The following is a 26,284-nucleotide window of genomic DNA, read 5'->3' on the forward strand; positions in this document are numbered from 1 at the left end:
TTTGACCAGAGATTCTCAGCAATCAGTCAGCCCGGCCCTCGATGGCGATGGCGGACGGTGGAGACCTCCCCATCCCCGCCGTCGGAATCCGCCCGACCCGATACCGGCAATCCGGCTCCACCACTGGCTTTACTCCCGCGACATGGCCCACAGTCGGGCGAAGAGCCCCACAGGTTCGGGGCGCCCACGAGCGAATCCGGGCCGGTACTGTGGGGGGCATGACGCAGAACTTCGACGCGCACCCGGGCGAGCCGGTCACCCTGAGCAAACTGCGCGCCGGCACCTCAGTGGGGGGATACCGGCTTCTGCGTCGCCTGGGCGCTGGCGGTATGGGCGTGGTGTGGGAGGCCACCGATGAGGGTGGGCGCCACGTGGCCATGAAGATCCTCCACCCGCAGATCGCCGCGGACCCCACGGCTCGGCGCCGCCTGGACCGGGAGGCCAGCGTTCTGGCCCGAGTGAGGGACACGCGCGTGGCGCGCATCCTGGACATCGAGACCGGGGACGGCTCCCAGGGCATCACCTTCGTCATCACCGAGCTCATCGAGGGCCCCACCCTGCAACACGAGGTGGAGCACGAGGGCGTCTACGACCTGACCACTGACGCCCGCGACCTGGCCGACCTGGCTCACGGACTGGTCGACTCACTGCGCGCGGTGCACGCCGCCGGCGTCATCCACCGCGACCTCAAGCCCTCCAATGTCATGCTCGGCGCGCAGGGGCCGGTTCTCATCGACTTCGGCATCGCCCAGGTGGCCGACGACGTCCGTCTCACGCAGACCGGCCAGGTCACGGGTACGCCGGGATTCATCCCTCCGGAGATGCTCGACGGCGGGGAGCCGAATGCCGACGTCGACTGGTACGCCTGCGCGGGCGTGCTTCTGTTCACCGTCACCGGGCTGGCGCCCTTCGGTTCGGGCGCCTGGCAGGTGGTCTTCCGGCGCGTCTACGCGGGTACCCCGGAGCTGGGGAACCTGGAGGAGGAGTGCCCGGCGTTGGCGCGGGCCTTCACGGCGGCGCTCGCCCCTGAGGCGGAGAACCGTCTGACCCCGGACGGCCTGCTGGAGGTGCTCGATGAGATCGCCGAGGGCGGGACCGGACAGGAGGCGGTCGACCGGCTCCTGGGACCCGAGGACGAGGAGCCGGAGTTCAGCGAGCTGGAGCGGAGCACCAGTACGTTCACCCCTGGTTACGGCTCGACCCCGGGGTCGCCTCGGGATGCGCGCAGCGCGACCTCGGCCTCCCCGGCCGCTTACGGCAGCCCCGTCTCCGCGCCCTCCGGCGCGGAGGGAGGGTACGGGTACTCGGCGCCGTCGGCCGCGTCCGGCGCTTCCACCCAGCCCCCACCGGCCATCCCACCTCGCCAGTGGTACCAGAACAGTTCGGCGATGCCCTCACGGGGGGCGCAGTCGATGCAGTACGGCGTGGGCGCTCCTGCGCCTGCGGCCGCCTCGGGGGCGTACCCGCGGCCGGCGCCGTCAGGGCAGGTGCCGATGTTCCCCTATTCGGGTCAGCATCCGACGGCGTATCAGCCCGGTTACTCCCAGGCCGTCGCCGGTCCGACAGCTGCGCCTTCGGTGGGAGCAATGGCGGGACCGATGGCAGCTGGCGCCCGGGGGGCGCAGATCAGCCGCGGCAACGCTCCCAGACGTCCCGGGGAGCTGCCCCAGTGGGCGCAGGAGCCGGTGCGTCACCCGATAGCGATGCTGGCCCTGTGGTTCATGCTGTCCGCGGCCGGGATCTTCAGACCGGTTTGGATGGCGATCATCGCGGCGATTCTGACGGTGGTGGCCGGGGCTGTGGGCCGGGCCCAGGACGCTCGCCGTTGGAACCGGCTTCAGAGGGGTGGCACCTCGCCGTCGGACGACTCCCGCATGTGGGCCATGACCCCGTGGTACCTGGTGCGTTCGGCGATCTCTGTTGGCTTCGCTTTTCTTCTGGCCTCGGGGACTGCGTTCCTCTTCCTCATGGCTATTTTCTCATCGGATCTGGGGCAGGAAAAATCCGAGACTTTTGGATCGATCCCGCTACCTGTTCGTTTCTACACCATCTTCCTCTTGGGGGTCGCCCTGGACCTCCTCATCCTGTGGCTAGCGCCATGGGGTGCGGCGACGCGACGCGGTGGCGCACATATCATCAATTCCGTCGCCCCCAGTGACAATGCCCGAAGAAACCTGGTCATGGCCATGTTGGGTATTGGGGCCGTGATATTGATTCTGTCCTTTGCTGGGCTGATGCCGATTCCGAGGATGAGCCCTTACGGGACCTGAGATGCCGCCTCGGCGGCGGGCGCCATGGTTGCCCGGCGACTTCCGCCTCCGGGGCCCGCGGTGCGCTGGGATCAGTACTGACTGGGCGCGGACCTGGTCAGTGGAAGAAGGGGAAGCCTCCGAAGCGGAGGGTTTTGCCGCGGTAGGCCCGGATCGCCTGGACAATGCACACCAGCACGTGGACCCCGACCATGACCAGCGCCATGATGATCGGGGTGCCCCACGGGATGAAAGGCAGCGATTCATAGAAATCGTCCGCGATGGTGAACACGGCGATCTGGATGACCACCAGTGCCAGCTCCACCAGCAGCAGCGTCAGTCCCCAGCTCGCCGCCAGGCGGCGATTCGTCCGGGCCGGTTCACGCAGGTCCTTCTTGTTCCACAGGCCGACCACCATCATCGCCACCATGGCGAGCAGCACATCGAGGATCGGCAGAGGCGCTAGCAGCCCGAACAGCCCCGCACACCAGGCCTCAGCACCCGACGGAGCAGGCGCATTCACAGGCACCGGATCCATCATCGGCGCAGGCACCATCCCGGGGGCCGGCGCACCCGGAGTCCCAGGCGCAGGGAAGGCACCGTAACCCGACACTGGGCCCGACACGGATCGTCTGGAGGGATCGACCTCGGGCGCCGACTCCTGCACCGTGTAGTAACCACCCGAGGACGCTACGGCCTCGGGCTCCCACATCTCGCTCACGCAACTCCCCGCTCACTCATCACCAGAGCGACCGACCCTACCGGAACTCGGCTCATCAGCACCGTTACCCTCAGTCAGCCAGTCACGCAACAATGCCTCGCACTTCGCGACGACAGGGTTTCCCCGATCTCTCTGAGTACTTGACGTCAACTCACTCTCCCGCACTCTTGCTGCGGCACGTCTTGATGCAGTCGCGCGCCCTTTGCTCCCGCCGCACCCCTCCGAGCCAGTTCTTCTGCCTTCAGACCCCGATCTTCATCCAGTCGGGGATCGCACCGGGGTCACGGGGGAAGACCTCCAGCTCCTTGGCGCAGTCCTCCGCCGTGTAGGGCGGGTCGAGGACCGGCTCGCGGTCGTAGTCGAAGTCGGAGATGAGCTTGTAGCCCTCGCTGCTCTTCATGGACAGGGCCGCCCACGTCCAGGTCCCGCCACGGGGGTGGGCCATGAGCGCCCGCAGGCGCACGGCCTCACGGACCAGCTCAACGGGCATCTCGTTCTCGGCCCACTGGGCGCGGCGCAGAATGCCACGGGGCCTGAGCACGCGACTCGTCACGGCGGCGCGCGTCCCCACCCCCTCGACTTCCACCACGACCTCCTGGGCACCCACGGACTGCATCCAGTTGCCCCAGTCGGTCGACATGTTCTGGAGCAGGACCATCTGCTCCTCCATCTGACCGCCCATAGGCCCATCCATCATGGTCACAATCCCCTCCACCCGGTCACTCTCGGACCGCTCGGTCTGATTCCCCCCGATTCTGCCCGACCCCGGCTACACGCGCCGGGACAACGACGACCGATGCGTCACAATCCGCCACCGGCAGACACCAGGCGTGGTTTCCTCCAGGATCCTCGGGCAGAATGTCGTCACGACAACCATCACTCGTTGACTATTCGTCTTCCTGGTCGTCCGCTCGTCACCGCACCACAAGGAGCACCGCGTGTCCAGTAACCAGCCCCGCCAGACCAAGGCCCAGCGCCGTGAGGCCGCACGCCTCAAGGCCAAGGAGCTGCGCGAGGCCTCAGCCCGCCGCGAGCGCCGCAACATGATCGCCCGCCGCAGCTTCATCGGGGTCGCGGGCCTGGGAGTGACCGGCGGACTCGGCTACCTCGTCTACCGCGGCATCGAGGCCAAGAACGGCACCAAGGACAACAAGTCGTCGTCGAAGTTCCCCGCACCGAGCGAGGGCCTGGCCACCGCGAAGGCGAACCAGAGTGGTATCCCCAAGCAGGTCCTCTCCGATGCCTCCTGGACCTACGGTGAGGGCCCCGCCCTCGACACCGTCGCCGCCTCGGCCCCCGTCCTGGACATCTACTTCGACTACTCCTGCTCTCACTGCGCCCAGTTCGAGGGCCTCCACACCCAGGAGATCAACCAGCTCCTGAGCGAGAAGAAGATCACCCTGGCCCTCCACCCCTGCAAGCTCCTCGAGCAGGAGTGGACCAGCGTCGTCATGAACGCGATGGGCGTGGTCCTCGATGAGGCCCCGGCCCAGTCCCTGAGCTTCCACAACGCCGCCTTCGAGATCCTCTCCCAGGCAATTCAGACCAAGAACCAGAGCAACATGACGGTGGAGGGCCTGGTGGCCGCCGCCACCAAGGTGAACGTCCCCAAGGAGGTCTCCGGCAAGTTCAAGGCGGCCGTCGACTCCGACAAGTACGGCAAGTGGGTCACGCTCGGCGACGAGGCCTTCAAGGCCCGGGAGCTGGAGGGCACCCCCACCGTCTTCTTCAAGGGCGAGAAGGTCGACCTGAACAAGCTTCAGACTCCGACCTCTCTGACCGAGCTCGTCGCCGCTGCCACCCCGACGGCGCAGCCCAGCCAGCAGGCCTCTCAGCAGCCCAGCCCGCAGCCGACTCAGCAGGGCTGACCGGGGCCCGTCGCGCCGGCCCGGGTGGCGACGGGCGCAGCACCGCCTCCCACGGTTTCCCGCCGTGGGGCGGTCTGTGACAGACTGTCCCACGCACCTGCGGCCGCCTGGCCGGCCGCGCGCCGCTTTAGCTCAGTTGGTAGAGCAGCTGTCTTGTAAACAGCAGGTCGTCGGTTCGAGTCCGACAAGCGGCTCCATTCATCGCCCGCAGCCGTCCGGGGCCCGGCCACTCCTGTCGCGGCCCCACCTCACGACACGGCCACGAGCGCACCACCGGGAGGGGACATGTCGGTGACCGCAGCACCAGCGGCGTCCTGCGCCCTCCACGACGCCGGCACCTGCCGCTCCTGCCCCCACCTGTCCCTGCCGATGCCCGACCAGCTGGCTGCCAAGCAGTCCCGCGTCGCCGCCCTCCTGGCCGAGCACGTCCCGGCCGAGCTGTGGCAGGCACCAGCGGCAAGCGCCCCCACCGGCTTCCGCAACAAGGCGAAGATGGCGGTGGCCGGGACCGCCGCCCACCCCACCCTGGGAATCCTCGACGGCGCCGGGTGCGGCGTCGACCTGCGCGCCTGCCCGCTGCACGTGCCCGCCATCGAGGCGGCCCTGCCAGTGCTGGCCGACCTCATCACCGAGCTGGGCCTTCGCCCCTACGACGTGCCCACGCGCCGCGGTGAGCTCAAGTACATCCTCGTGACCGCCTCGCCCGACGACGACCTCATGGTGCGCTTCGTCCTGCGCTCCCGCCGATACCAGGAGCGGCTGCGCGCCGCCGTAGCGGACCTGCGTCGGCGCCTGCCCCAACTGGCGGTGGCCGCCGTCAACATCCAGAGCGTCCACCAGGCCGTCATCGAGGGGCCCGAGGAGATCGTCCTGACCGAGGAGGACCGCCTCCTTATGCGCCTGGGCCTGCCGTCACCGGGGCTCGGCAGCCGGGCAGGCCGGCCCGCCGAGAGCGTCGAGCTGCCCCTCTACCTACCCACCCGTTCCTTCTTCCAGACCAACACGGCCGTGGCCGAGGCGCTCTACGCCACCGCCCGCGACTGGGCCGAGGAGGCCGAGCCGGCCCGGGTGTGGGACCTGTTCTGCGGCGTCGGCGGCTTCGCCCTGGCCCTGGCGGCGCCCAACCGCCGGGTGCTGGGGGTGGAGGTCTCGGCGTCGGCCATTGACGGGGCGCGCGCGGCGGCCGACCTCATGGGCCTGGACCCGGCCCTGGTGCGCTTCGAGGCCGGCGACGCCCGCATCCTGGACCCGGCCGCTGGGGAGCGCGCCGGCGGGGCGCAGCGCCCGGACCTGCTCGTGGTCAACCCGCCCCGGCGCGGGATCGGGGAGCAGCTGGCCGGCAGGATCGAGGCCTCCGGCGTGGAGCGGGTGCTCTACTCCTCCTGCAACCCGCGCACGCTGGCGGCGGACCTGGAGCACCTGCCCTCGATGCGGGTGGTGCGCTCGCGCCTGTTCGACATGTTCCCGCACACCGATCACGCCGAGGTGCTCGTGGAGCTGGTACGGGACTGAGCCCGCGCCTACTCGAGCTCGGCCAGGGCGGCGCGCACGTCGGCCAGGGCGCTGTTGATGGCCTCGGCCTCGAAGGGGACCTCGAGGTCGCGCAGGCGCACGGCCAGGTCGGCCAGGTCCCGGGCCTCGCCGAAGCCCTGTTCGGCCAGGGTGCGGGCGGCGGTCACGGAGTCGGCCTGCCCGGCACCGGCGGCCGCGGCCGCCTCGAGAACCTCCAGGATCGGGCCCTGGATGACGCCGAGGTCCTCGGCCACGACATCCAGCTCGCCGCCCACCAGCTCGCGGCGCGCGTCGAGCAGGCCGACGCGCTGGGTGAGGTTGTCGGCGCCGTCGCTCAGCGCCGAGCACAGCTCGGTGAGGCTGCCGACGGCGTCGTTGGCGTCAACCTCGTCCTGGCCCTGGAGGATCTGCAGGGCGAAGATCCCGGCGGCCAGGTTGTGCAGGCGGGCCAGGGCGATGCGGAAGCTCACCGAGTCCAGGTCGCCGCGCAGCGCCTCGATCTGGCTGCTCAGCGGGTGGAGCTGCTCGGAGCACTCCAGGACCAGGGCGTCGACCTGCTGGCAGCGCGCGGCGACGTCGTCGGCCTGCTCGCCGTGGCCCAGGACCTCGACGTCGGTGCCGACGGCGCGCATGGCCTCGCGCAGGGTGCCCAGGCGGGTCGAGAGGGCCTCGATCTCGCCGGCCCTCTCGCCCAGGAGGTCGGCGAGCCGCTGCCCCTCCTGGAGGATGCCGACCAGCCCGGCGGTCTCGGCCTCGATCCGGCCCATGGCCCCCAGGATGCGGGCCACGGGGCCCTCGCTCTGTGGGCTGTCGGGGATGCCGACGCCGTGGGCGAGCAGCTCACCGACCTCGGCGACCAGCACCCTGCGGGTGAAGTCGATGGCGTCGGCGTAGCCCAGGGCCTGCAGCTCGGCCTGGAGGGCGGCCTGCCCGGCGGCGGCCACCTCTCGGCGGGTGGAGCCGGCCGCGGCGGAGGCCTCCTCGACGTCGCGGACCCGGGCGTAGGCGGCCTCGATGTCGTCACGCAGGTCGGTGAGCATCGGCAGGGTGCGCACGGACAGGTAGCCGGAGCCGGAGGGCACGATGGTGGCGAAGACCCGGTAGTGGCCGTCGTCGGAGGAGCGGTTGGTGATGTAGGCGCTGGCGGCCCGGCCCTCCTCGATGGCGTCCCAGATGGAGCGGAACAGGCCGGCGGGCATGTCCGCGTGCCGCACCACGTTGTGGGCCCGCCCCACCAGGGCGCCGCGCGGGTAGCCGGACAAGCGCATGAAGGTGGAGTTGGCGCGGCGGATGCGCCCGTGGGAGTCCGTGGTGGAGAAGAAGAGCTCGTCGGCGGCGAAGACGTGCTCGACGTGAGCTGCGGACTCGACCATGAGTGACCTTCCTAGTGACCTTCCTGGGGCGGCGCAGGCGCGCGGCGTCGGAGCTGCGGGGCCTGCGGGGCGTTGTGGGACCTTGGTCGGAAGCCTACTCTTGAGCGGCCTTCGGGGCGGCTGATCCCGGCAGGAGGGCGCGTCACCGTGGTCACGGCGCGATGGGGCCGTTTTCTGCCGATCGAGTGGTCGCGGGCGCAAGCTGCTGCGGCCCACCCGCCACCGACCCGGGGATGATTCCCCATGGTGGGAGTTCACCAAGGCGCTGACAGGGCCGAGCGGGCTCCCTAACCTGACGCCATGACCCCGAGTGATCCCCTGATGAGCCTGTCCGCCTCCGACCACTGCGGCTTGGCCCGCCGTCAGGTGCTGGCACTGGGCGCCCTGGTTCCCGCAACAGTGGCGCTGCTGGGCGGCTGCTCCCTGGCCTCGGGCACGCAGCTGACCTCCAAGGTCACCCATGAGAAGGTCAGTCTCTCCGACGTCACCTCCCAGGTGACCAAGGCCGCCACCGCCTGCGACCAGCTCGGGAGCAAGCTGCTGACCCACTACCTCAAGGAGGACTCGGCCGCGACGGCGTTGGCCTCCCCTCTCAGTCTTGCCTTCGTCCTGGCGATCCTGGCCGACGGCGCCACTGACGCCTCGGCCCAGGGCTATGACGCGCTCCTGGGGCTCTCGGGTGAGGATCGTGACCGGGCCTGGTCGGCCATCCAGAACTCCCTGAACCGCTACGACAGTGACCTCAAGGGCTTCGACCCGGACAAGGCCCCCGATAAGCCTCTCGTTCACCTGGCCAATCACGTCCTCATCGCCGATGACAAGAAGTTCAAGGTCAAGCAGACCTACCTCGATGCGGTGCTGCGCTGGTTCTCCACTGAGATCGAGCAGGTCGGTGTGAGCTCCATGAAGGAGAACCTCGATGCCTGGGCCTCGCGCAACACGGCCGGCCTCATCCCGGAAAGCGGCATCGATGTCACCCAGGACACCCGCCTGGTGGTGCAGAACGCGCTGCTCTTCGCGGCCCAGTGGGAATCCCCCTTCGACGCCGGGAGCACCTCGCAGAGGAACTTCACGCTCGCCGGGGGCAAGACCGTCAAGGCCGACCTCATGCACGACACTCGCTCCATCCCCCACACCACTGGGAAGGGCTGGGCGGCAGTGCGCCTGGCCTACGCCGGCGGGCAGGACGGGAGGGACTCCGACCTTGCTCTCGACGTCGTCCTGCCCGACGCCGGAACCCTGCCGAGTACCATGGATGCCAGCACATGGGCGGAGGCATCCACGGCCCTGGACAAGGTGCGCCCCCGAGAGGTGGAGCTGGCCCTGCCCAAGCTGGACCTCACCTCCGAGCCCAAGGAGCTCCTCGACTTCCTCAAGGAGCAGGGGCTCAAGCCCGAGGGCCTGGACAAGATCGCGCCCGAGCTGGCACTGACCCAGGTGGTCCAGCAGATACGCCTCATCCTGGATGAGGAGGGCACCGTCGCAGCCGCTCTGAGCGAGGGCCAGGCAGCGGCGATGGCGGCGCCGGCGGAGCAGACCAAGCCAGTCGAGTTCACGGTGGACCACCCCTACGTACTGCGACTGCGGGACCTGACCAGCGGCACCGCTCTGCTCGAGGCCGCCATCATGGATCCCACCGTCAAGGAGATCAGCGGCTCGGCCTGACCGGGCCCGCTGGCGGCCGGCCGAGGCACCCTCGGACCGTGGCTCCGCAAACCAAGGTGGCCCGTCGGCCGAGGCTCCCCACGAGCCCAGGCTCCCCACCGAGGCATTCCACCAGCCGGGGCGCCTCATCGGCCGGTCGCTCCACCTCACCGGCCGCGGTTCCCCACCCCGTCGGCCGAGCCACCCCATGAGCCCAGGCTCCCCACAAGCCCGGGCATCCCACCTCACCGGCCGAGACTCTGTCCAGATTCTTCCGGTCGGTGGGGCATCTCGGCGCTCGGAGCGCTCCCAGGCGGTAGGCTCCAGGGCTGACAGGAAGCCGTCGCGGGACCAGCCCGTCTCGGCCCGCCGCCTCTTTTCAACCAGCAGGAGAACTCCTCATGACCGTTGAGCTCGTCACCACCTCCAGCCCGGAGATCGTCGAGGCCATGGAGCGCCTCATCCCGCAGCTCTCCCGCAGCGCCCCGGCGCTGACCGCCGAGCAGTGCGAGGCCCTCATCGCTCAGGAGGGGGTCTTCCTCTTCGTCTTCCGGCCTGAGGCCGAGGCCGGCCAGAGCGCACCGATCCTGGGCATGCTCACCCTGGCGACCTTCACGATCCCCACGGGCCTGCGCGCCTGGGTGGAGGACGTCGTCGTCGACGGTGAAGCCCGCGGTCAGGGCGCCGGGCAGGCCCTCGTGGAGGCCGCCGTCGAGCACGCCGGGAAGCTGGGCGCGCGCACCGTGGACCTCACCTCCCGCCCCACGCGCGAGGCCGCCAACCGCCTCTACCGCCGCGCCGGCTTCGAGCTGCGGGAGACCAACGTCTACCGCTACGCCCAGGCCTGAGAGGCACGCCCCACGGCCCCCTTCCCACCACCGCCACGATCACTTCGACAGAATCTTCAAAAACGACCCGGAGCCGCGTCTTTTTTGAAGTTTCTGTCGAAGTGTGTGGGCGCGCTGAGCCAGTCGGTGCTCAGCAGCCGGGCGAGAGGCGCCGACGGCACGCGGGCCGGCCTCCACGTGCCTTCAGGCCAGCAGGGCGTCGATGAAGGCGGCCACGCTCGGGGTGGTGCGCCCGCCGGCGGCCTCAACGACCTCGCCCGGGGCACCGGCCATCGCGCAGGGGACGTCGGCCTGCTCGAACATCGAGATGTCATTCCAGGAGTCGCCCACGGCGGCCACCTCACTGACCTCCATGCCCTGGTCGGCCAGCAGCTCGGCGAGCCGGCCCAGGCCCATCCCCTTGGACTCGCCTGCGGCCGTGACGTCCACGAAGCCGGTCGAGCGGGTGCAGCTGATGCCGTCCACCGTCTCCTCCAGGCCGCTGGCCAGCGCCGCGGCGGTCCGAACGTCGGGGATGTGCAGCGGCATGGAGGTCACTCCCAGGCCCGCAACCTGCGACAGGGGCGCCGCGGTGAAGCGGTCCGGGGGCGTGCGCTGGTCGGTGGACAGGCCGATCGGGTCGTCCAGCACGTAGTCGCGCTCAAGGGTTGAGGCGAACACGGAGACGGGGGCCTGGACGACGTCGCCGATCGCCTGCACGACCGCCCGCACCTGGGCAGCCTCAAGCCTCCGGGTGCGGTGGACCCGACCGGCGGCGTCGATGACGGTCGTGCCCGTGGCGCACACGGCGTAGTCGTAGTCCAGGCCGATGGACGTCGAGGCCCGGGCCACCTCGACGGCGTGCTGCACCAGCCGCACCGAGCGCCCCGTGGCCAGCACGAGGAGATTGCCGGCCGCCCGCCAGCGCACGAGAGCCTCGGCGTCGGCCTGCCTGACGGCGTGGTGGAAGACGAGGGTGCCGTCGAGATCCGTGGCGAGCAGACGCATGCCGGCGAGCATAGCCCGCGCCGCCCGCTCCCGCCGCGCGCCGCGACACCCCAGCCCACCGGCGCATCAACGCCGCAACGCCGCAACACTTCGACCGAATCTTCAAAAAAGACCCGGAGCCGCGTCGATTCTGAAGTTTCTGTCGAAGTGTGTGGGGACTAGAAAGCCGGTCGCCCCATGAGGGAGTCGATGAGGTCAGCGAGGCTGGAGACCGTGCCGTCGCACTGGGCCACCACCTCCGGCGGCGACCAAGGCAGGGCGTAGGAGTGGTCGGCAGCGGCGTGCATGGAGATGTCGTTCCAGGAGTCCCCGATGGACCAGGTCTCTACCGGCTCCGCCGTCCACGGACCGACGTCGAGCCCCGCCGAGCCGCCGGCCGTCGCCTCCCCGGCCATTCCCGTCCCGGACGCACCCTCTCCGGCAGCCCCAGCCGCCTCCCCGGCGGGCGGCTCGGCCAGGCTCGCCACCAACCGCCTGAGGCCCTCCCCCTTGGAGGCCGAGGCGGGCACGACGTCGATGAAGTCCTGGTTGCGGAAGCCCACCGCCTGCCCCTCCCAGCGCCGGTGCAGGTAGGTCTCGGTGCGTGCGGCCATCTCCGGGTCGGTGAAGCGCATCGGCACCCCGATGACCTCGCGCCCGTCCAGCTCGCGCCGGGTGGCCGGCCGGAACAGGGTCAGCAGCTCGGAGCCGGAGCCGATCGTGTCGTAGATGAGCAGGTCCTCGTCCAGTCCGGTGGTGAAGACGGTGACGCCCGGCGCCCCTTCGACGAAGTCGAGGATGTCCTCGACGACGCCGGCCGGCAGCGCCGTGGAGCACTGCACCCGGATGTCCTCGTCCACGATGGCGGCCCCCGTGTAGAGGATGGCGTTGTCGAACTCCAGGCCCATGGGCACCACGACGTGCTCCAGCGCCGAGACCGACCGGCCGGTGTTGATGACCAGGAGGTTGCCGGCCGCCCGCCACCGGGCCATGGCCTCGCGGTCACGCAGCGAGATCGTCCCGTTGAAGACGATGGTGCCGTCCAGGTCGGTGGAGATGAGCCTGCGTGGCATGGGAGTCCTTTCCGTTCCGGTCCTGCCGGTCTCCAGCCGCCTCAGAGCGGCCTGCGTGCGGCCCGCGAGCCGCCCAGGATCGCTAGGAGCCGTCAGCAGCCTTATTCTCCTCATTCTTCGCCGCAGCGTCAGCGGGCTCGTCAGACTCGTGACCCGTTCCCTCCCGGCGAGCCTTCTTCTCAGCCTTGCGGGCCTTCTTGGCCTGCTTCTTGTCCTCGCGCTCCACGCGCTCGTGGGCCCACTGGGCGTAGCCCTGCAGGAGGCTGCGCGAGTCGGGGGTGAGGATCTTGTTGTCCTCGAGCAGCCCCTCGGCGCGCAGGGTCATGAACCGCAGGTACTCGGGGTTGCGGGTGAGCCCCCACTGGCGCTTGGCCTCCTCCAGGTCGGAGACGTCGCGGCGCACCTGCCGCTCGATCATGGCGCGTCCGCCCATGAGGAAGATGGCCACGAGCAGGGCCAGGATCGAGCCGATGCCCCGGGTGAAGGGGTAGAGGACGCAGGCGATGACCATGAACCAGGTGACGTACCTGCCCATGGAGTGGGTGTAGCCGCGCCAGCGGCCGTCCTCCCCGGTGGCCCAGGCGCGCAGCTTGGCGCGCCCGTCGGGATCCCCGCCGTTGAACCAGTCGCGCACCCGGGCGCCCAGGGTCCGTGCGCCGTCGGTCCTGCTGTTCTCACTCATGCCGGTCGCCTTCCAGGATCGTGGTGATGAGCTCGGCCATGGAGCCCACGGTCGTCTCGCACGCTGCCGTCACCTCCGGAGGGGACCAGGGCAGGGCGACGGCGTGGTCGGCGACGGCGTGCATGTCCAGGTCGTTCCAGGAGTCGCCGATGGTCCAGACCTCGACATCCTGTCCTGCCAGGGGCCCGTCCAGGAGGGCGCGCAGGCCCGCGCCCTTGGTGGCGCCGGCGGGCACGAGGTCGAGGAACTCCTGGTTGCGGTGGCAGTCCAGGACGCCCTCCCAGCGCCCGGTGAGGTCGTGGTGAAGGCGCTCGCGCAGGGCGTCGTCGGTGACGCGCAGGGGCACGCCGATGAAGCGGTGGGCGTCCATCTCCTCCGGGCTCAGGTGCTCGAAGACCGCGAGGATGGAGGAGATCTCCTCGTTGTTGTCAGCCAAGATGTAGTCGGTCTCGATGGTGGTGGCGTAGGTGGTCACCCCCGGCAGGTCAACGGTGCGGGTCGCCACGTCGCGGGCGACGCCGTCGGGCAGGTAGCGGGCCGAGAGGACCTGGTAGCCACCGTCGATGAGGACCGCCCCGGTGAAGACGACGCCGTAGTCGAAGTCGACGCCCAGGGGCGCCAGGACGTCGCAGGTGGCGAAGGAGGACTTGCCGGTGTCCACGGCCAGGAGGTTGCCGGCGGCCCGCCAGCGGGCCATGGCCTCACGGTCGGCGGGTGAGACGGAGCGGTCGAAGACGATGGTGGCGTCCAGGTCGGTGACGAGGAGTCGGGTCACGCGGGTTCCTTGCTTGAGGGGGCGGAGGACGGGGACGACGTCGGAGCGGGGCGGGAGGAGGAGAGCCGGGAGGAGGCGTCGGACGGCCCCGGTGGAGCACTGATGGCGCGCCGGGAGAGCCGGCGCCGACCCCGCGCATTCTACCGAACACACGGAACGGGGAGGGGGCTGGAAGCAAGTCCTACGCCCCCTCCCCGCTCAGAGACGGGATGCGGATGCCGTCGTCAGACTCCCAGGAAGCCGGTCCAGCGCCCCAGGATGCCGAAGGCGAACATGCCCAGGATGATCCACAGGGCGTTGACCTTCTTATTGAGCAGCCACATGCACAGGAAGGTCAGGCCCAACGCCGCCAGGCCGGGCAGCAGCTGGTCGAGGATACTCTGGACGGTCGTCACCTTGACGATCTGGGTGTCGGGGTCGGCGACCTTGGAGACCACGGTCGGGAACTTGATGGTGGTCCACTTGGAGACCAGGGCGCCCATGACGAACAGACCCATGATGGCGGCCATCTGGGTGATCTTCTTGAGCTGCCCACCACCGACCTCGGTGACCATCTCGGTCCCGCGCTCGTAGCCGAACTTCAGGCCGTACCAGCGGGTGAGCACACGCAGAAGGTTGATGCCGACGAAGAACAGCAGCGGGCCCACGATCGAGCCGTTGAGGGCCAGGGAGGCGCCCAGCGCCGCCAGGACGGGGCGAGCGGTCCCCCAGAAGATGGGATCGCCGACGCCGGCCAGCGGCCCCATGAGGCCGACCTTGACCGAGGTGATGGTCTCCTCGGAGATCTCCTCGCCCTTTGCCTTCTGCTCCTCCATGGCGGCGGTGACGCCGAAGACGACCGAGGAGACCCAGGGGTGAGTGTTGTAGAACTCCAGGTGCCGCTTGAGAGCTGCGGCCTGGGCGCTCTTGTCGTCGCGGTAGAACTTCCGGATGGCGGGCATGAGCGTGTAGCAGAAGCCCATGGCCTGCATGCGCTCGAAGTTGAAGGAGCCGAGCAGGAAGGTGGAGCGCCAGTACATCCGGCGCAGGTCACGAGTGGTGAGCATCTTCTCCGCGGTGGCCGGAGCGGTTTCAGTAGTCATAACAGTCTTCCTTCTTCCAGCTCAGTCGAGCTCGTCGTCGAGGTCGTCATCCAGGTCGCTGCTGGAGCCGCCGCTGGCCGCAGGGGAGGCGGCGGCGGGCAGACGCACGGAGTCGTGGAACTCGGGGTTGAGCTGGACGTAGATGACGGCCAGGCAGGCCCCCAGAATGCCCAGCGCCACGAGGGTGGCGCCGTTGGGAGCGAGGTCGATGACCCACTTGTCGATGCCCTTGCTGTGGTCGCTGACCGAGGCCGAGCCGCCCACGGTGGTGGCGAAGGTGGCGAAGATGAAGCCCAGGAAGAAGAAGGGCATGAGCTTGCGCGCCTTCATCATGTTGATGACCATGGCGTAACCGACGACGACGATGAAGCCTCCGGCGATGCCCAGGCCCTCAGTGATGACCTTCGGAATGGCGTCGAGGGCGTGCTTGACCGTGTCACCCGAGGCCAGTGCGGCAACCACTGCGGTCGGGATGGCGACGCGCAGTCCCTGCAGGCCCAGGGCCGTGAAGTGCATGATGGCGATGCCCCGGTAGTTGGCCTGCTCGGCGAAGCGGTCGGCCTGGTGGGCGAAGAAGATGGCGATCGTTCGCACGAAGATCGTCAGGGCCTGGCCGGCGACGGCCAGCGGGACGGCCACACCGATGGCGGCCGCGATGGCGCTCTTGGTGGAGGAGGCGTCACCGACCGAGGCCACGGCGATGATGGTGGAGACGGTGGACGCCAGGGCGGAGTCGGGGGCCATGGCGGCGCCGACGTTCATCCAGCCCAGGGCGAGCAGCTCCAGGGAGCCACCGACCATGATGCCGACGGCGGGGTTGCCCAGGGCGATCCCGGTCAGGGTGCAGGCGACGAGCGGGCGGTGGAACTGCCGCTCGTCCAGGACGCTGGCCATACCCGCGACGAACGCCACGAGCGTGACCAGAATGATCTGGATCAGATTGATGTCATGCACGGTATGTCTCTCTCATGTGAGGGTTGACAGCACACTCCTGCTGAGCCCGCCACCGAAGGGTGACGGGATGGAGGTGTGCGAGGGAGGTGTGGGGACGAAGGCCGCGCCCTTAGAGCAGGCCCTTCTCCTTGAGGGCCGCCATGAGGTCGGAGCTCGCGGTGGAGGGCACCTGCTGGATGTACTGCTTGATGCCGCGCGAGTCGATCTCCTTGAAGGCCTCGACGTCGGCAGGGCTGGCGTAGACGGCCTGGGAGACCTGGCTGGTGCCCTGCTTGAAGGTCATGCCGCCGACGTTGACCTCCTTGGCCTCCACGCCCAGGTCGAGCAGGCGCACGATGTCGGCCGGGGTCTCGACGACGATGACGGCCTTGAGGGTCTCGTACTTGGGGTTCTTGTAGACGCGCGCGGCCTTCTCCACTCCCAGCACGTGGACCTTCACCTTGCCGCCGCCGGTCTGCAGCATGAGGGTCTTGCGCAGCTCGTCGTTGGCGGCGCCGTCGGAGACGGCGAGGATGGCCTCGGCGCCCAGGGATCCGGCCCAGTTGTTGGCGACCTGTCCGTGAACCAGGCGGGAATCAATACGCAGGAGCTTGACGTCCATCAGAGCTCGTCTCCTTCATCGTCGGAAGTGGTGGTGGGGGCAGGGGTGAAGACTTCGGAGAGGACCTTGACGCCGTCGACGGCGGAGGTGCGGGCGGCCTCCACAAGCTCGGCGAGACCGGCGCCGGTCAGACGTCGGGACAGGACCTCGATGACCATGGGCAGGTTGACGCCGGTGACGACGTCGGCATCGTCGCGCCCCGCCGCGAACCGGGCGGCGGCGTTATAGGGGCTGCCGCCGAAGAGGTCGACGAGGATGAGGTACTCCTGGCTGGAGGAGGCCTCGACCGCGGCGGCGTACTTCGCCAGCAGGTCATCGGGGCCCTCGGAGGGCTCGAAGGTGACGGCGACGACGTCGTCACTGGGACCGACGATCATCGCTGAGGAGGCGACAAGACCTTCAGCCAGGTGTCCGTGCGCGGCTACGACCAGGCAGACCATGGGCGGGGACCTTTCCCATCCGGGCTGCCGCCGAAGGTGTGTATGGCCTGGGCAACAGCAAGGTGTGTGACAGGGCGACGATAAAAAGGATCAGCGTGATCGCCACCACTCAGGAGCCCACCACTTTCACACAGAAGCGCACAAAACCAACGGAGATAACACGCGTTACCAACACATCGCCGGACGTTTCCGCAGGAAATAAGCGTTTTAATCTCATCATTCCCGAACACAAGACGCCTTGCGCGTCACATTGTGACTTACCTCACACTGTAGGACAATAGTCCCGGTTCTTCACGGGAGCCTCACACTCGGGGTACGTTGCGCTCGAGCTCGGCCAGCCAGGCGGTCGCGGCGGCGTCGGAGGGCATGCGCCAGTCGCCCCGGGGGGACAGCGAACCGCCGGCCACCACCTTGGGCCCGTTGGGCAGGGTGGAGCGCTTGAACTGGTTGGTGAAGAAGCGCCGGTGGAACAGCTCGAGCCAGCGCCGGATCTCGGGCAGGTCATAGGCCACCTTCTCCGAGGGCGGCAGACCCTCGGGCCAGTCCCCGCTCTGCGCGTCCACCCACGCCTTGTGCGCCAGGAAGGCGATGCGGCTGGGGCGCGAGCCGCGGCGCAGCACGTGCCACAGGGTGAAGTCCTGCAGGGCGTAGGGGCCGATCTTGGCCTGGGTGGACTGGATGGCGCCGCCGGCCTCGGCCGGCACCAGCTCGGGGCTGATCTCGGTGTCCAGGATGGACAGCAGCGTGCGGCCGACGGCGTCGTCAAACAGCTCTTCGGCCACCACCCAGCGGATGAGGTGCTGGATGAGGGTCTTGGGGATGCCGGCATTGACGCCGTAGTGGGCCATCTGGTCGCCCACCCCGAAGGTGCACCAGCCCAGGGCGAGCTCGGAGAGGTCCCCGGTGCCCAGGACGATGCCGCCGCGGTGGTTGGCGATGCGGAAGAGGAAGTCGGTGCGCAGGCCCGCCTGGACGTTCTCGAAGGTGACGTCGTAGAGGTCCCGCTCGCTCGCGCCCTCGGGCAGGGCCCCGGTGCGGGCGTACTCGCCGTAGGGGTGACCCATCTCGGTGAGCATCTGGGTGGCGGTGGCCCGGATGTCGAGCTCCTCGAAGGTGCAGCCCAGGCCGACGGCGAGGTCCTCGGCGTTGCGGCGCGTGCCGGCGCTCGTGGCGAAGCCGGGCATGGTGATGGCGTGGATGTCGGAGCGGGGCCGACCCAGGCGGTCCATGGCGCGGGCGGCCACGATGAGGGCGTGGGTGGAGTCCAGGCCACCGCTGACGCCGATGACGATCTTGGGGTTGCCGATGGCCCCCAGGCGCTGGACGAGGGCGGCCACCTGGATGTTGTAGGCCTCGTAGCAGTCCTGGGCGAGTCGGGCCGGGTCGTCGGGCACGAAGGGGAAGCGGTCCACGCGGCGGCGCAGGCCGATGTCCGTGCGCGGGGCGGCCAGGTCGGCGGCGCCGATCCGGATGCGCCGGAAGGCCGCCGGATCAGTGAAGGTGGTGGCCGCGGTCGGGGCGCCGGCGACCGGGGAGCTCAGGGTGCGGGCGTTGTCGGCGAAGGTCCCCTGGCGCAGGCGCTCGGCGCGCAGGCCCTCGATGTCGACGTCGACGACGGTGGCGCGCGGACCGTCGGGGAAGCGCTCGGTGGTGCCGAGCAGCTCGCCGTTCTCGTAGACGAGGGTCTGGCCGTCCCAGGCCAGGTCCGTGGAGGACTCGCCCTGCCCGGCGGCGGCGTAGACGTAGGCGGCCAGTCCCCGGGCCGAGGAGGAGCGGGCCAGCAGCTCACGGTCCTCGGCCCGCCCCACCGTGATGGGCGAGCCGGAGAGGTTGACCAGGACCGTCGCCCCGGCCAGCGCCGCCAGTGACGACGGCGGGACGGGCACCCACATGTCCTCGCAGACCTCGACGTGGAAGGTCAGGCCGGGGACGTCCTCGACCTCGAACAGGAGGTTCGCCCCGAAGGGGACCCGGGCGGCCGTTTCAGGACAACCAGAGCCGTCGGCACTCTCGGTCCTCTCAGCGCCGTCGGAACCGCCGTGCACGCCGGGCAGCTCGATGCTCTCCACCCCGGCGGGCAGGGCGTCGCCGGGGGCGAAGTGCCGCTTCTCGTAGAACTCCCGGTAGGTGGGGAGGTAGGACTTGGGGGCGACGCCGCGCACCCGCCCGCCCTGGATGACCAGGGCGCAGTTGTAGAGGCGGTCGCCCAGGCGCAGGGGCGCGCCGACGACGAGTGCGGGCAGGAGACCGGCGCTGGCGGCGCGCAGGGTCTCGATGGCGGCGAGCACGTCGGACAGCAGGACGTCGGACAGCAGGAGGTCGTCGATGGCGTAGCCGGTCAGGCACAGCTCGGGGAAGGCGGCCAGGCAGACGCCGTCCTCGGCCAGGGTGCGGGCCTGCTCGATGATGGCGGCGGCGTTGGCGGCCGGGTCGACGGGCACCACCGGCAGGGTGACGGCGGCGACGCGGGCGAAGCCCTGGTCGTAGGCGGAGAGGAACTCGATGTCAGTCGCTGGAGCAGTCACGGCGTCGGTTGCGGCGTCATTCACGGTGTCGGTCACGGCTCGATCCTCCCATCGACGGCGCCTTCCCGCGAAGCCGCCGCCCCCGTGTCACGGCCGGGAACCCTGCCTTCTCCGGGCTCCGGCCGATGGGCGCCGCCACGCACTGCGCCCACCACGTCACCCGTGGAACCGGGGGCGGCGAGGCGGGCGCAGCCCATCACTCACGCGTGGGCCCGAGGCGCCGCCTGGAACCGATGGCAGCAGGGACGGGCATGCGTCAGGAGAAAGCGAGTGATGGACAGACGGCAGGAGAGAAGCATTAAGGAGAGCGAAGAGACAGCCATCACCTTTCTTTCTACGAGGCCGAAGACGTCGACGTCCTCGGCCGATGTCGGTAGTCGTGAGTCTGGTACAGGTCGTGTTACCGCAGCGCTAAAGGTCTCCGGAGGACTGTCACGGCCCGGGCCAGTCGACTCGGACCCGCCCGGGCAGGCTGAGAACAGTCAGTACTGGGCGGGGGCGGGCTCGTCGAGCATGAGGCACCAGGCTCCGACGTAGACCAGGAACATGGGGCCGGGCAGGAAGCTGGCCAGGATCACCCCGACGCGCACCGCGGTCACGGGCATGTTCCAGGCCTCGGCCAGCCCCCCGCAGACACCACCGAGAATGCGGTGCTCGCGGGAACGGCGGGGCAGGGAGTCGCGGAAACGGAAGAACTCGCCGGTCCGACCGGAGGCGGAGCCCCCGCCCTCGGAGCGGGCGGACTGGCTGAACTGACCGGGGTACTGCTGCTGCGTCATGGCAACAGTCTGGACGATGAGGCCCGCCACCGACTATCGGGGAGCACCCTGAGAAGTCCCCGATGCTGATCGGGAATGACCCCGGGTGCTTGCCCGACGTCGAGGGGCCGCGTAACTTATTACCGGCGCTAACGCGCGTTATCGGATCGGCGTGGGAAACGGGGCGGCAGCCCCTGAGCACCGCCCCGACCCGCAACAGCGCCCGCCCTCGTTCACGCCGAGCCCGCTTCCCGGAGGACAGCACATGAGTCGGACCACCCGAGCACTCAGCGCCCTGACCGCCTTCTGCCTGCTGGCAGCCGCCTCTACGCTGACCTCCATGCCCGCAGCCGCCTCCGGCCAGGCCCGACCGGCCTCCGTCGCACCGAACGCACCAGCCGCACCGGCGCCGCCGAAGGCCGACCAGTCCGGCGAGCGGTGGCGCCCGCAGAGCCACTACACCCCCCAGAAGAACTGGATGAACGACCCCAACGGACTCGTCTACTACGACGGCGAGTACCACATGTTCTACCAGTACAACCCCGAGGGCTCGGACTGGGGCAACATGTCCTGGGGCCATGCCATCTCCAAGGACCTGGTCCACTGGCAGGAGCTGGGGGTGGCGATCCCGCACACCTCGCAGTACGGGGTGTTCTCCGGATCGGCGGTCATCGACACCAAGAACACCTCCGGCCTGGGCAGCCCGGACAACCCGGCCATGGTCGCGGTGTGGACGCGGGCCGACGTCGGCGGCAACCAGTCCCAGTCCCTGGCCTACTCCACGGACAAGGGCCGCACCTGGAACCTGTACAACAACGGGGACCCGGTCCTGGACATCGGCTCCAAGGAGTTCCGCGACCCGAAGGTCTTCTGGGACCAGACCTCCGGGCGCTGGACCATGGTGGTCTCCCACGCCACCGAGCACCGCGTCTCCTTCTACTCCTCCCCCGACCTCATCCACTGGACCGAGCAGTCCAGCTTCGGTGGGGAGGGCATCACCTCGGCCGTGTGGGAGTGCCCGGACTTCTTCCCACTGCCGGTCGACGGCAGCTCCAAGGAGGTCAAGTGGGTCCTGGTGGTCACGGTGGCCGACTCCGCCCAGTACTTCGTGGGCAGCTGGGACGGCACCACCTTCACCCCCGACGAGATCCCCCACTACACCGGTGAGGAGGGCACGACCCTGGCCGACTTCGAGAACGGCTACGCCGGTTGGAAGGCCGACGGCGCCGCCTTCGGCTCAGGCCCGGCCACCGGGGACCTGCCCGGCCACCAGGGCAAGGCCTACGTGGACTCCTTCGGCAGCAGCGACGCCGACACCGGCACGCTGACCTCGGATGAGTTCACGGTCTCCTCGTCCTACATCAACCTGCGCACCGCCGGCGGCAAGCACCCCTACAACCCGCAGGCCACCGGCGACAACGGCGGCGGCAGGCTCCTGGCCGGCTTCGACGGCTCCTGGGAGGGCTGGACCGTGGAGGGCAACGCCTTCGGGGCCACGCCACCTCAGGGCGCCACCCCCGGCCAGCAGCCGCTGGTCAACCACTCCAGCGCCGGGCTGCTCAACACCTATCTCGACGCCGCCACCGGGCAGGGCTCGGATGCCACTACCGGCACCGCGACCTCACCGACCTTCACCATCGACTCCCCCTACCTCAACCTCCTCATGGGCGGCGGCAACAACCCGCGCCCCGAGGGCGGCGCCGACGGGGGCTCCGGGGTGAGCGTCGTCGAGCTGGTCGTCGACGGCAAGGTGGTGCGCTCGGCCACCGGCCGCAACCTGGAGGAGCTCAACTGGCAGAGCTGGGACGTCAGCGATCTCAAGGGCAAGTCCGCCCAGATCGTCGTCACTGACACGGCCACCGGCCCCTGGGGACACATCCTCCTGGACGAGGTGCGCGCCTCGGACAAGAAGGCCTCCCCCATCGCGGACAACACCTCGGTCAACCTCGTCGTGGACGGCAAGGTCGTCGCCTCCGCCACTGGCAACAACTCCGGGACCCTGGAGTGGACGAGCATGGACGTGACGGCCTACAAGGGCCGCAAGGCCCGGCTCGTCATCGAGGACCACAACGGCAACGCCGAGGACTGGGGCCACCTCATGGTCGACCAGATCCTCCAGTCGGACACGAAGGCCTTCTCCGGGGCCGACGTCGTCCCGCGCCTGGACTACGGCAAGGACTACTACGCGGCCATCACCTGGGACAACGTCCCCAACGGCAAGCGCTACCAGGTGGGCTGGATGAGCAACTGGGCCTACGTGCGCGACCTGCCCACCACCACCTGGCGCACCGCCATGTCCACGGTGCGCGAGATGGGACTGACCCGGGTGAACGGCAAGCTGCGCCTGACCGCTCAGCCCATCACCGCCCTGGAGTCCCTGCGCACCGGCCAGGAGCTCACCCGGAAGGACACCGACATCCCGGCGGGCGAGACCTCTCTGGGCAAGGCCGCTCAGGGCACCTCCCTGGACATCAGCGTGGACCTGAGCCCTGGCGCCTCCTCCTTCGCCGGTCTCAAGGTCCTCGATAACGGCGAGCAGTACACGCTCATCGGCTACGACTCCCAGGCCAAGCAGCTCGTCGTGGACCGCACCCACTCCGGGGTCACCGACTTCTCCCCGAAGTTCCCGGCCCGGTCCACCGCGCCGCTGTCACCGGACAGCAAGGGACAGGTCCACCTGCGCATCATTGTTGACGCCCACTCTGTGGAGGTCTTCGCGGCCGACGGCACTCCGGTCATCACCCAGACCGTCTACCCCGAACAGGACGCCACGGGGGTCTCGCTCTACGCCGAGGGCGGCACGGCGCATCTGGGTTCCCTGAGCCTGTGGCACCTGGGTTCCGTCCAGGACGCCGGCGCCCCGGCCGAGGGCCCCGACTCCCCCGGGGCCGGCAAGCCCGCCGTCCAGGAGCCGGCCCGCGGCCAGGCGAAGGCGGCTGCGGCGTCGGCGAGCCCCACCGCCGCTGCGGCCGGCAAGAGTGCCTCCGCCCGGTTCCCGCTGGCCCGCACCGGCACCTCCCTGACCCTGGGCGCCCTGGGGGCGGCCGCCGCCGCGACCGGCGCCTACACGCTGCGCCTGCGCCGTCGGCACTCCTGAGCAGCAGCGTCTCCCTCACGGCCGGGGACCTTCCCCTGCGACCGGGGACGTTCGACGCCGCCGGGGACCGGTATCCCGCCCCCGACGGCGCAGCATGTCCCCACCGGGAAGGTTCCGCACCCGTACGCGCACACTGTCCCCGGCCGCATAGACGGCACGATGCGCTGTCAGGCCGAGGAGCGACGGATGATCGTGCCCGGCAGGAGCGTCTCAGCGGGCACCTCCTCGCCTTCCATGAGGGCCAGCAGGTGGGAGACGGCCACCTGCCCCATCTCCTCGAAGGGCAGCGCGACCGTCGTCAGGGCCGGATGGACCTGGTCGGCGATGAGCTCCTGGTCGTCGATCCCGATGACGGCCACGTCCTCACGCACCCTCAGCCCCTGTTCACGGATCGCGGCATAGGCCCCCATCGCCATGCGGTCGTTGCCGCACACAAGCCCGGTCAGCCAGGGGTGATCCGTCAGGAGGCGGGAGGCGGCCGCGTAGCCGTCCCGGGTGGTGCCGTGGCCGACGGCCACGTGAACGGTGCTCCAGGGGATGCCGGCCTGCTCCAGGTAGCTCCGGTAGCCGACGCGCCGCCCCGGAGCGGCCTCACCGTCGTTGGGGTCGAGCTCGATGACGCCGATGTCGCGGTGATGGCCCTCCAAGAGCGCCTGCGCGGCCAGGCGCCCCATCTGCTCCTCGTCAGGGCGCACGCAGGGAAGGCCCGAGACCGGGTCGATGCAGTGGACCAGGACGGTGGGGATCTCGCGGGCCTGCGCCGGCATGCGAACCCGACAGTTCCAGCCGGTGGCGTAGATGATCCCCTCGACCCGGGACTTCAGCAGCGTCTCGAAGGCCTCGCCATCCACGGTGGCCTCCGTCGAGGTCGGCACGATGAACAGGGTGTAGCCGGCGGCCCGGACGCTGTCCTGGATCCCGCGGATCGTGGCGGCGGCAAAGGGACTGGTGACGATCTCGGAGACCAGGCCGATGAGGGAGGACCGGCGCGAAGCCAGGGCCCGTGCCCCGCCGTGCGGGCGGTAGCCGAGCTCGGCAGCCACCTGCTGGACGCGCTCGCGGGTCTGCGGTGGGATACGAGCCCCGTCGCGGTTGTTGAGCACGAAGGACACCGTGGTGCGCGAGACGCCGGCCGCCTTGGCCACGTCCGCCATCGTGGTCCTGTAGGTGTCGCCCACCCGCTCTCCTCCCGGCCCCTCCGACTGCGCCGCCACCTGCACACCCCGTTGGGTTCCGGCACGTGCACCACCTGGCGTCCTGACGGCAGTCTGCCAGGACGACGGCGCAGCGCATAACCCCGAGCGCCGGCAGGCGGGTCATGAGGCAGCGCGCCCAGCGCCTGTGCGCCGCACCACCCTCCGGCTAGGCTATTTCTCATGACGACCTCCCCCACTCCCAACTTCACGGTGCGCGCTGTCCTGTGGGACATGGACGGCACTCTCATGGACTCCCAGCCCTTCTGGGACGAGGCATTCATCCACCACTGCCAGGCCCTGGGCGGCGACCCGCGCCCAGAGCTCGTCGCCCAGATGACGGGGGCCTCGATCCGTCAGGCCCGCGAGCTCATTGCCGCCACCGGCGCCACCCGCTCCTGGGACGATCCGGCCACGCAGGAGGTCTTCGAGGCGATCGCGCACGACGTCGAGGCCTCCGTGAGCGCCGCCCCTCCCCTGCTGCCCGGGGCGCTGCGGATCACCTCGGCACTGTCGGAGGTGGGGCTGGCCCAGGGAATCGTGTCGGCCTCACCGCGCCGGATCGTCGAGAAAGTGGCCTCCGCGCTCGGCGACGTCTTCGCCGTCCTGGTCACCGGTGACGACGGCGTCGGGGCCAAGCCCGATCCGCTGCCCTACGCCACGGCGGTCGAGCGCCTCGACCTGCGCCCCCAGGACTGCGTCGTCGTCGAGGACTCCCCCACAGGGGCGGCCTCGGCCCGGGGCAACGGGATCCACGTCGTGCAGATCGGGGCCACGAAGCACTTCCCGGCCGACCCCGGCCTCGTCGTCGTCCCGGACCTGGCCTCGATCACCCCGCACCTGCTGCTGTGGGCGGACCGCTGAATCGGTCCGGAATCAGGCGGGCCACCCGCTCACGACCGGCGCCCGAGGACAGGACCGGCTCGGGAACACGAGGTTCCCGAGCCGGATGGGATGGATAGGGATTCTGATGAGGATTCGTGGAGGCGCCGAGCCCAGGGCGACGCGGCGCCTCTGACCGTCAGGCGGCCTTGGGGCGCTGAGGGGTCTCCGGGGTCTCCTGGACCTCCCACTGGCTGCGCAGGCAGTCGGCGTAGAGGCGGATCTCCGCCACCAGGTCGGTGGACAGGGACTCCGCGGCGGCCGTCCCGGGCGTCGTCGAGCACAGCCACTGCAGCTGGAGGCCATCAATGAGGGCGACCAGGCTGCGCGCCACGAGGCGCGAGGGCATCTTCGGGTCCACGAGCCCGGCGGTCTTGCCGGCCTCGAAGCTGGACTCGAAGCGCTCGACGGCGCTGTTGAGGTGGTTGGCCATCCACCGGTGCGCGGGGTGCTCGGCATCAAGGACCGAGACCGCCGTCGCGGTGTAGATCGCCGTGAGGTCCCGGTGGGCGACGTTGCGCTCGAGCAGCTCGATGTAGCGCTCCAGCAGGGCCCAGGGGTTGCCGTCCAGGTCGGAGGCACCCGCGACGTCGAGGGTGTCCAGGTTGCCGATGGTGTCGACGGGTGCCTCGGCGGCGTCTCCCTCGACGGCCGGGGACTCCACGAGAATGCTCAGGGCGTCCTCGCGGTCACGGCGCTCCAGCACCTTGCAGAAGAGCTCGTCCTTGGAGGAGAAGTGGTGCAGGAGTCCGGCCTTGGAAATGTCTGCCGCGTTGGCGATGTCGGCCAGGGAGGTGCCGGCATACCCGTGCTCTCCGAAGAGAACCACGGCTTCATTGAGGATGCGTGCTCGCTTGTCCTCGCTGCCCGCTCGGGGGCGCCCGGGTCCGCGCCGCCTAGCCGGGGCAGCTTGGGGCGAAGTCGGGGTACTGACAGTGTTCATGGCGGCATCATGGCACCTTCCAGTAAGGGAATTGCAAGGCAGAAAGGCCCTCATCGGAATAATCCGCTCAAGTGTGACCTCCGCGTGCCCTCCCCGTG

The 26,284-nt window shown here is 69.8% G+C and carries 22 protein-coding genes and 1 tRNA gene; 8 read left to right on the forward strand and 15 right to left on the reverse strand.

All coding sequences use genetic code 11. The annotated features are described in order from the left end of the window. Nucleotides 1-218 precede the first annotated feature (218 nt). On the forward strand, nucleotides 219-2,270 hold the full coding sequence (locus JJJ14_RS11480; protein ID WP_201444202.1) for a serine/threonine protein kinase: 2,052 nt from the start codon (nucleotides 219-221) through the stop codon (nucleotides 2,268-2,270). Nucleotides 2,271-2,367: 97 nt separating this feature from the next. Here JJJ14_RS11480 and JJJ14_RS11485 read toward each other — a convergent pair whose 3' ends face one another. Together JJJ14_RS11485 and JJJ14_RS11490 are read right to left on the reverse strand one after the other, a co-directional pair. Beyond that, the gene (locus tag JJJ14_RS11485; RefSeq protein ID WP_101559106.1) at nucleotides 2,368-2,790 is read right to left on the reverse strand and encodes a hypothetical protein; all 423 of its coding nucleotides are present in this window, start codon (nucleotides 2,788-2,790) and stop codon (nucleotides 2,368-2,370) included. Nucleotides 2,791-3,211: 421 nt separating this feature from the next. After that, nucleotides 3,212-3,652, reverse strand: coding sequence for a hypothetical protein (locus tag JJJ14_RS11490; protein WP_236592830.1), 441 nt, complete (start codon nucleotides 3,650-3,652; stop codon nucleotides 3,212-3,214). Nucleotides 3,653-3,908: 256 nt separating this feature from the next. Between JJJ14_RS11490 and JJJ14_RS11495 the strand changes: the two genes are divergently transcribed. The 3 genes from JJJ14_RS11495 (at nucleotide 3,909) to JJJ14_RS11505 (ending at nucleotide 6,350) form a co-directional block, all read left to right on the forward strand. Then, nucleotides 3,909-4,838, forward strand: coding sequence for a DsbA family protein (locus JJJ14_RS11495; protein ID WP_101559107.1), 930 nt, complete (start codon nucleotides 3,909-3,911; stop codon nucleotides 4,836-4,838). 121 nt (nucleotides 4,839-4,959) lie between these two features. Then, nucleotides 4,960-5,035: transfer RNA gene (locus tag JJJ14_RS11500), tRNA-Thr, on the forward strand. Between the two features lie 88 nt (nucleotides 5,036-5,123). Next, complete coding sequence (locus JJJ14_RS11505; RefSeq protein ID WP_201444203.1) at nucleotides 5,124-6,350, forward strand: methyltransferase domain-containing protein; 1,227 nt, start codon at nucleotides 5,124-5,126, stop codon at nucleotides 6,348-6,350. A gap of 8 nt (nucleotides 6,351-6,358) precedes the next feature. On the opposite strand, the gene JJJ14_RS11510 is transcribed toward JJJ14_RS11505, so the two are convergent. After that, nucleotides 6,359-7,723, reverse strand: a complete 1,365-nt coding sequence (locus tag JJJ14_RS11510; RefSeq protein WP_101559109.1) for a PAS domain-containing protein — start codon at nucleotides 7,721-7,723, stop codon at nucleotides 6,359-6,361. A gap of 321 nt (nucleotides 7,724-8,044) precedes the next feature. Here JJJ14_RS11510 and JJJ14_RS11515 point away from each other — a divergent pair, with 321 nt between their 5' ends. Further along, nucleotides 8,045-9,388 (forward strand): serpin family protein, encoded by a 1,344-nt coding sequence (locus tag JJJ14_RS11515; protein WP_101559110.1) that lies wholly within the window; start codon nucleotides 8,045-8,047, stop codon nucleotides 9,386-9,388. Between the two features lie 380 nt (nucleotides 9,389-9,768). Further along, on the forward strand, nucleotides 9,769-10,215 hold the full coding sequence (locus JJJ14_RS11520; RefSeq protein ID WP_003788918.1) for a GNAT family N-acetyltransferase: 447 nt from the start codon (nucleotides 9,769-9,771) through the stop codon (nucleotides 10,213-10,215). A 183-nt stretch (nucleotides 10,216-10,398) separates the two neighbouring features. Here JJJ14_RS11520 and JJJ14_RS11525 read toward each other — a convergent pair whose 3' ends face one another. From JJJ14_RS11525 to JJJ14_RS11570, 10 genes are all read right to left on the reverse strand, one after another. Continuing rightward, nucleotides 10,399-11,202, reverse strand: coding sequence for an HAD family hydrolase (locus JJJ14_RS11525; protein ID WP_233431634.1), 804 nt, complete (start codon nucleotides 11,200-11,202; stop codon nucleotides 10,399-10,401). A 158-nt stretch (nucleotides 11,203-11,360) separates the two neighbouring features. Next, complete coding sequence (locus JJJ14_RS11530; protein ID WP_201444204.1) at nucleotides 11,361-12,254, reverse strand: HAD family hydrolase; 894 nt, start codon at nucleotides 12,252-12,254, stop codon at nucleotides 11,361-11,363. Between the two features lie 82 nt (nucleotides 12,255-12,336). Next, nucleotides 12,337-12,936, reverse strand: a complete 600-nt coding sequence (locus JJJ14_RS11535) for a hypothetical protein (protein ID WP_201444205.1) — start codon at nucleotides 12,934-12,936, stop codon at nucleotides 12,337-12,339. Beyond that, nucleotides 12,929-13,711 (reverse strand): HAD family hydrolase, encoded by a 783-nt coding sequence (locus tag JJJ14_RS11540; protein ID WP_201444206.1) that lies wholly within the window; start codon nucleotides 13,709-13,711, stop codon nucleotides 12,929-12,931. Before JJJ14_RS11540 ends, JJJ14_RS11535 begins: the two co-directional genes overlap by 8 nt. A 224-nt stretch (nucleotides 13,712-13,935) precedes the next feature. Beyond that, nucleotides 13,936-14,793, reverse strand: a complete 858-nt coding sequence (locus JJJ14_RS11545; RefSeq protein WP_075373720.1) for a PTS system mannose/fructose/sorbose family transporter subunit IID — start codon at nucleotides 14,791-14,793, stop codon at nucleotides 13,936-13,938. A 21-nt stretch (nucleotides 14,794-14,814) separates the two neighbouring features. Further along, on the reverse strand, nucleotides 14,815-15,747 hold the full coding sequence (locus JJJ14_RS11550; RefSeq protein ID WP_003788909.1) for a PTS mannose/fructose/sorbose transporter subunit IIC: 933 nt from the start codon (nucleotides 15,745-15,747) through the stop codon (nucleotides 14,815-14,817). A gap of 109 nt (nucleotides 15,748-15,856) precedes the next feature. After that, nucleotides 15,857-16,348 carry a PTS system mannose/fructose/N-acetylgalactosamine-transporter subunit IIB gene (locus tag JJJ14_RS11555; RefSeq protein ID WP_201444207.1) on the reverse strand — a complete coding sequence of 164 codons (492 nt, stop codon included), beginning with the start codon at nucleotides 16,346-16,348 and terminating at the stop codon, nucleotides 15,857-15,859. After that, nucleotides 16,348-16,788, reverse strand: coding sequence for a PTS sugar transporter subunit IIA (locus tag JJJ14_RS11560; RefSeq protein ID WP_009407652.1), 441 nt, complete (start codon nucleotides 16,786-16,788; stop codon nucleotides 16,348-16,350). Before JJJ14_RS11560 ends, JJJ14_RS11555 begins: the two co-directional genes overlap by 1 nt. 302 nt (nucleotides 16,789-17,090) lie before the next feature. Further along, nucleotides 17,091-19,349: an NAD(+) synthase gene (locus tag JJJ14_RS11565; protein WP_201444208.1), complete on the reverse strand. Its 2,259-nt coding sequence runs from the start codon at nucleotides 19,347-19,349 to the stop codon at nucleotides 17,091-17,093. Between the two features lie 446 nt (nucleotides 19,350-19,795). After that, entirely contained in the window at nucleotides 19,796-20,092 is a 297-nt protein-coding gene (locus JJJ14_RS11570; protein ID WP_075414517.1) for a PspC domain-containing protein, read from the reverse strand. A 244-nt stretch (nucleotides 20,093-20,336) separates the two neighbouring features. Between JJJ14_RS11570 and JJJ14_RS11575 the strand changes: the two genes are divergently transcribed. After that, complete coding sequence (locus JJJ14_RS11575) at nucleotides 20,337-23,168, forward strand: GH32 C-terminal domain-containing protein (RefSeq protein WP_201444209.1); 2,832 nt, start codon at nucleotides 20,337-20,339, stop codon at nucleotides 23,166-23,168. 167 nt (nucleotides 23,169-23,335) lie between these two features. Here JJJ14_RS11575 and JJJ14_RS11580 read toward each other — a convergent pair whose 3' ends face one another. Then, on the reverse strand, nucleotides 23,336-24,346 hold the full coding sequence (locus JJJ14_RS11580; RefSeq protein ID WP_201444210.1) for a LacI family DNA-binding transcriptional regulator: 1,011 nt from the start codon (nucleotides 24,344-24,346) through the stop codon (nucleotides 23,336-23,338). 198 nt (nucleotides 24,347-24,544) lie between these two features. Here JJJ14_RS11580 and JJJ14_RS11585 point away from each other — a divergent pair, with 198 nt between their 5' ends. Next, entirely contained in the window at nucleotides 24,545-25,225 is a 681-nt protein-coding gene (locus JJJ14_RS11585) for an HAD family hydrolase (protein ID WP_010613339.1), read from the forward strand. Between the two features lie 157 nt (nucleotides 25,226-25,382). Here the strand turns inward: JJJ14_RS11585 and JJJ14_RS11590 are convergent, their stop codons facing one another. After that, the gene (locus JJJ14_RS11590) at nucleotides 25,383-26,186 is read right to left on the reverse strand and encodes a TetR/AcrR family transcriptional regulator (protein ID WP_236592831.1); all 804 of its coding nucleotides are present in this window, start codon (nucleotides 26,184-26,186) and stop codon (nucleotides 25,383-25,385) included. Nucleotides 26,187-26,284: the final 98 nt, after the last annotated feature.

The sequence above is a fragment of the Actinomyces sp. HMT 175 genome (genome assembly GCF_016694895.1).
GTDB lineage: Bacteria > Actinomycetota > Actinomycetes > Actinomycetales > Actinomycetaceae > Actinomyces > Actinomyces oris.

What these genes read in the sequence shown, in the direction of transcription:
- JJJ14_RS11480 (WP_201444202.1), top strand. Translation starts at nt 219, where the DNA reads ATGACGCAGAACTTCGACGCGCACCCGGGCGAGCCGGTCACCCTGAGC.
- JJJ14_RS11485 (WP_101559106.1), bottom strand. Translation starts at nt 2,790, where the DNA reads ATGATGGATCCGGTGCCTGTGAATGCGCCTGCTCCGTCGGGTGCTGAG.
- JJJ14_RS11490 (WP_236592830.1), bottom strand. Translation starts at nt 3,652, where the DNA reads ATGGGCGGTCAGATGGAGGAGCAGATGGTCCTGCTCCAGAACATGTCG.
- JJJ14_RS11505 (WP_201444203.1), top strand. Translation starts at nt 5,124, where the DNA reads ATGTCGGTGACCGCAGCACCAGCGGCGTCCTGCGCCCTCCACGACGCC.
- JJJ14_RS11510 (WP_101559109.1), bottom strand. Translation starts at nt 7,723, where the DNA reads ATGGTCGAGTCCGCAGCTCACGTCGAGCACGTCTTCGCCGCCGACGAG.
- JJJ14_RS11515 (WP_101559110.1), top strand. Translation starts at nt 8,045, where the DNA reads ATGAGCCTGTCCGCCTCCGACCACTGCGGCTTGGCCCGCCGTCAGGTG.
- JJJ14_RS11520 (WP_003788918.1), top strand. Translation starts at nt 9,769, where the DNA reads ATGACCGTTGAGCTCGTCACCACCTCCAGCCCGGAGATCGTCGAGGCC.
- JJJ14_RS11525 (WP_233431634.1), bottom strand. Translation starts at nt 11,202, where the DNA reads ATGCGTCTGCTCGCCACGGATCTCGACGGCACCCTCGTCTTCCACCAC.
- JJJ14_RS11530 (WP_201444204.1), bottom strand. Translation starts at nt 12,254, where the DNA reads ATGCCACGCAGGCTCATCTCCACCGACCTGGACGGCACCATCGTCTTC.
- JJJ14_RS11535 (WP_201444205.1), bottom strand. Translation starts at nt 12,936, where the DNA reads ATGAGTGAGAACAGCAGGACCGACGGCGCACGGACCCTGGGCGCCCGG.
- JJJ14_RS11545 (WP_075373720.1), bottom strand. Translation starts at nt 14,793, where the DNA reads ATGACTACTGAAACCGCTCCGGCCACCGCGGAGAAGATGCTCACCACT.
- JJJ14_RS11555 (WP_201444207.1), bottom strand. Translation starts at nt 16,348, where the DNA reads ATGGACGTCAAGCTCCTGCGTATTGATTCCCGCCTGGTTCACGGACAG.
- JJJ14_RS11560 (WP_009407652.1), bottom strand. Translation starts at nt 16,788, where the DNA reads ATGGTCTGCCTGGTCGTAGCCGCGCACGGACACCTGGCTGAAGGTCTT.
- JJJ14_RS11570 (WP_075414517.1), bottom strand. Translation starts at nt 20,092, where the DNA reads ATGACGCAGCAGCAGTACCCCGGTCAGTTCAGCCAGTCCGCCCGCTCC.
- JJJ14_RS11575 (WP_201444209.1), top strand. Translation starts at nt 20,337, where the DNA reads ATGAGTCGGACCACCCGAGCACTCAGCGCCCTGACCGCCTTCTGCCTG.
- JJJ14_RS11585 (WP_010613339.1), top strand. Translation starts at nt 24,545, where the DNA reads ATGACGACCTCCCCCACTCCCAACTTCACGGTGCGCGCTGTCCTGTGG.
- JJJ14_RS11590 (WP_236592831.1), bottom strand. Translation starts at nt 26,186, where the DNA reads ATGAACACTGTCAGTACCCCGACTTCGCCCCAAGCTGCCCCGGCTAGG.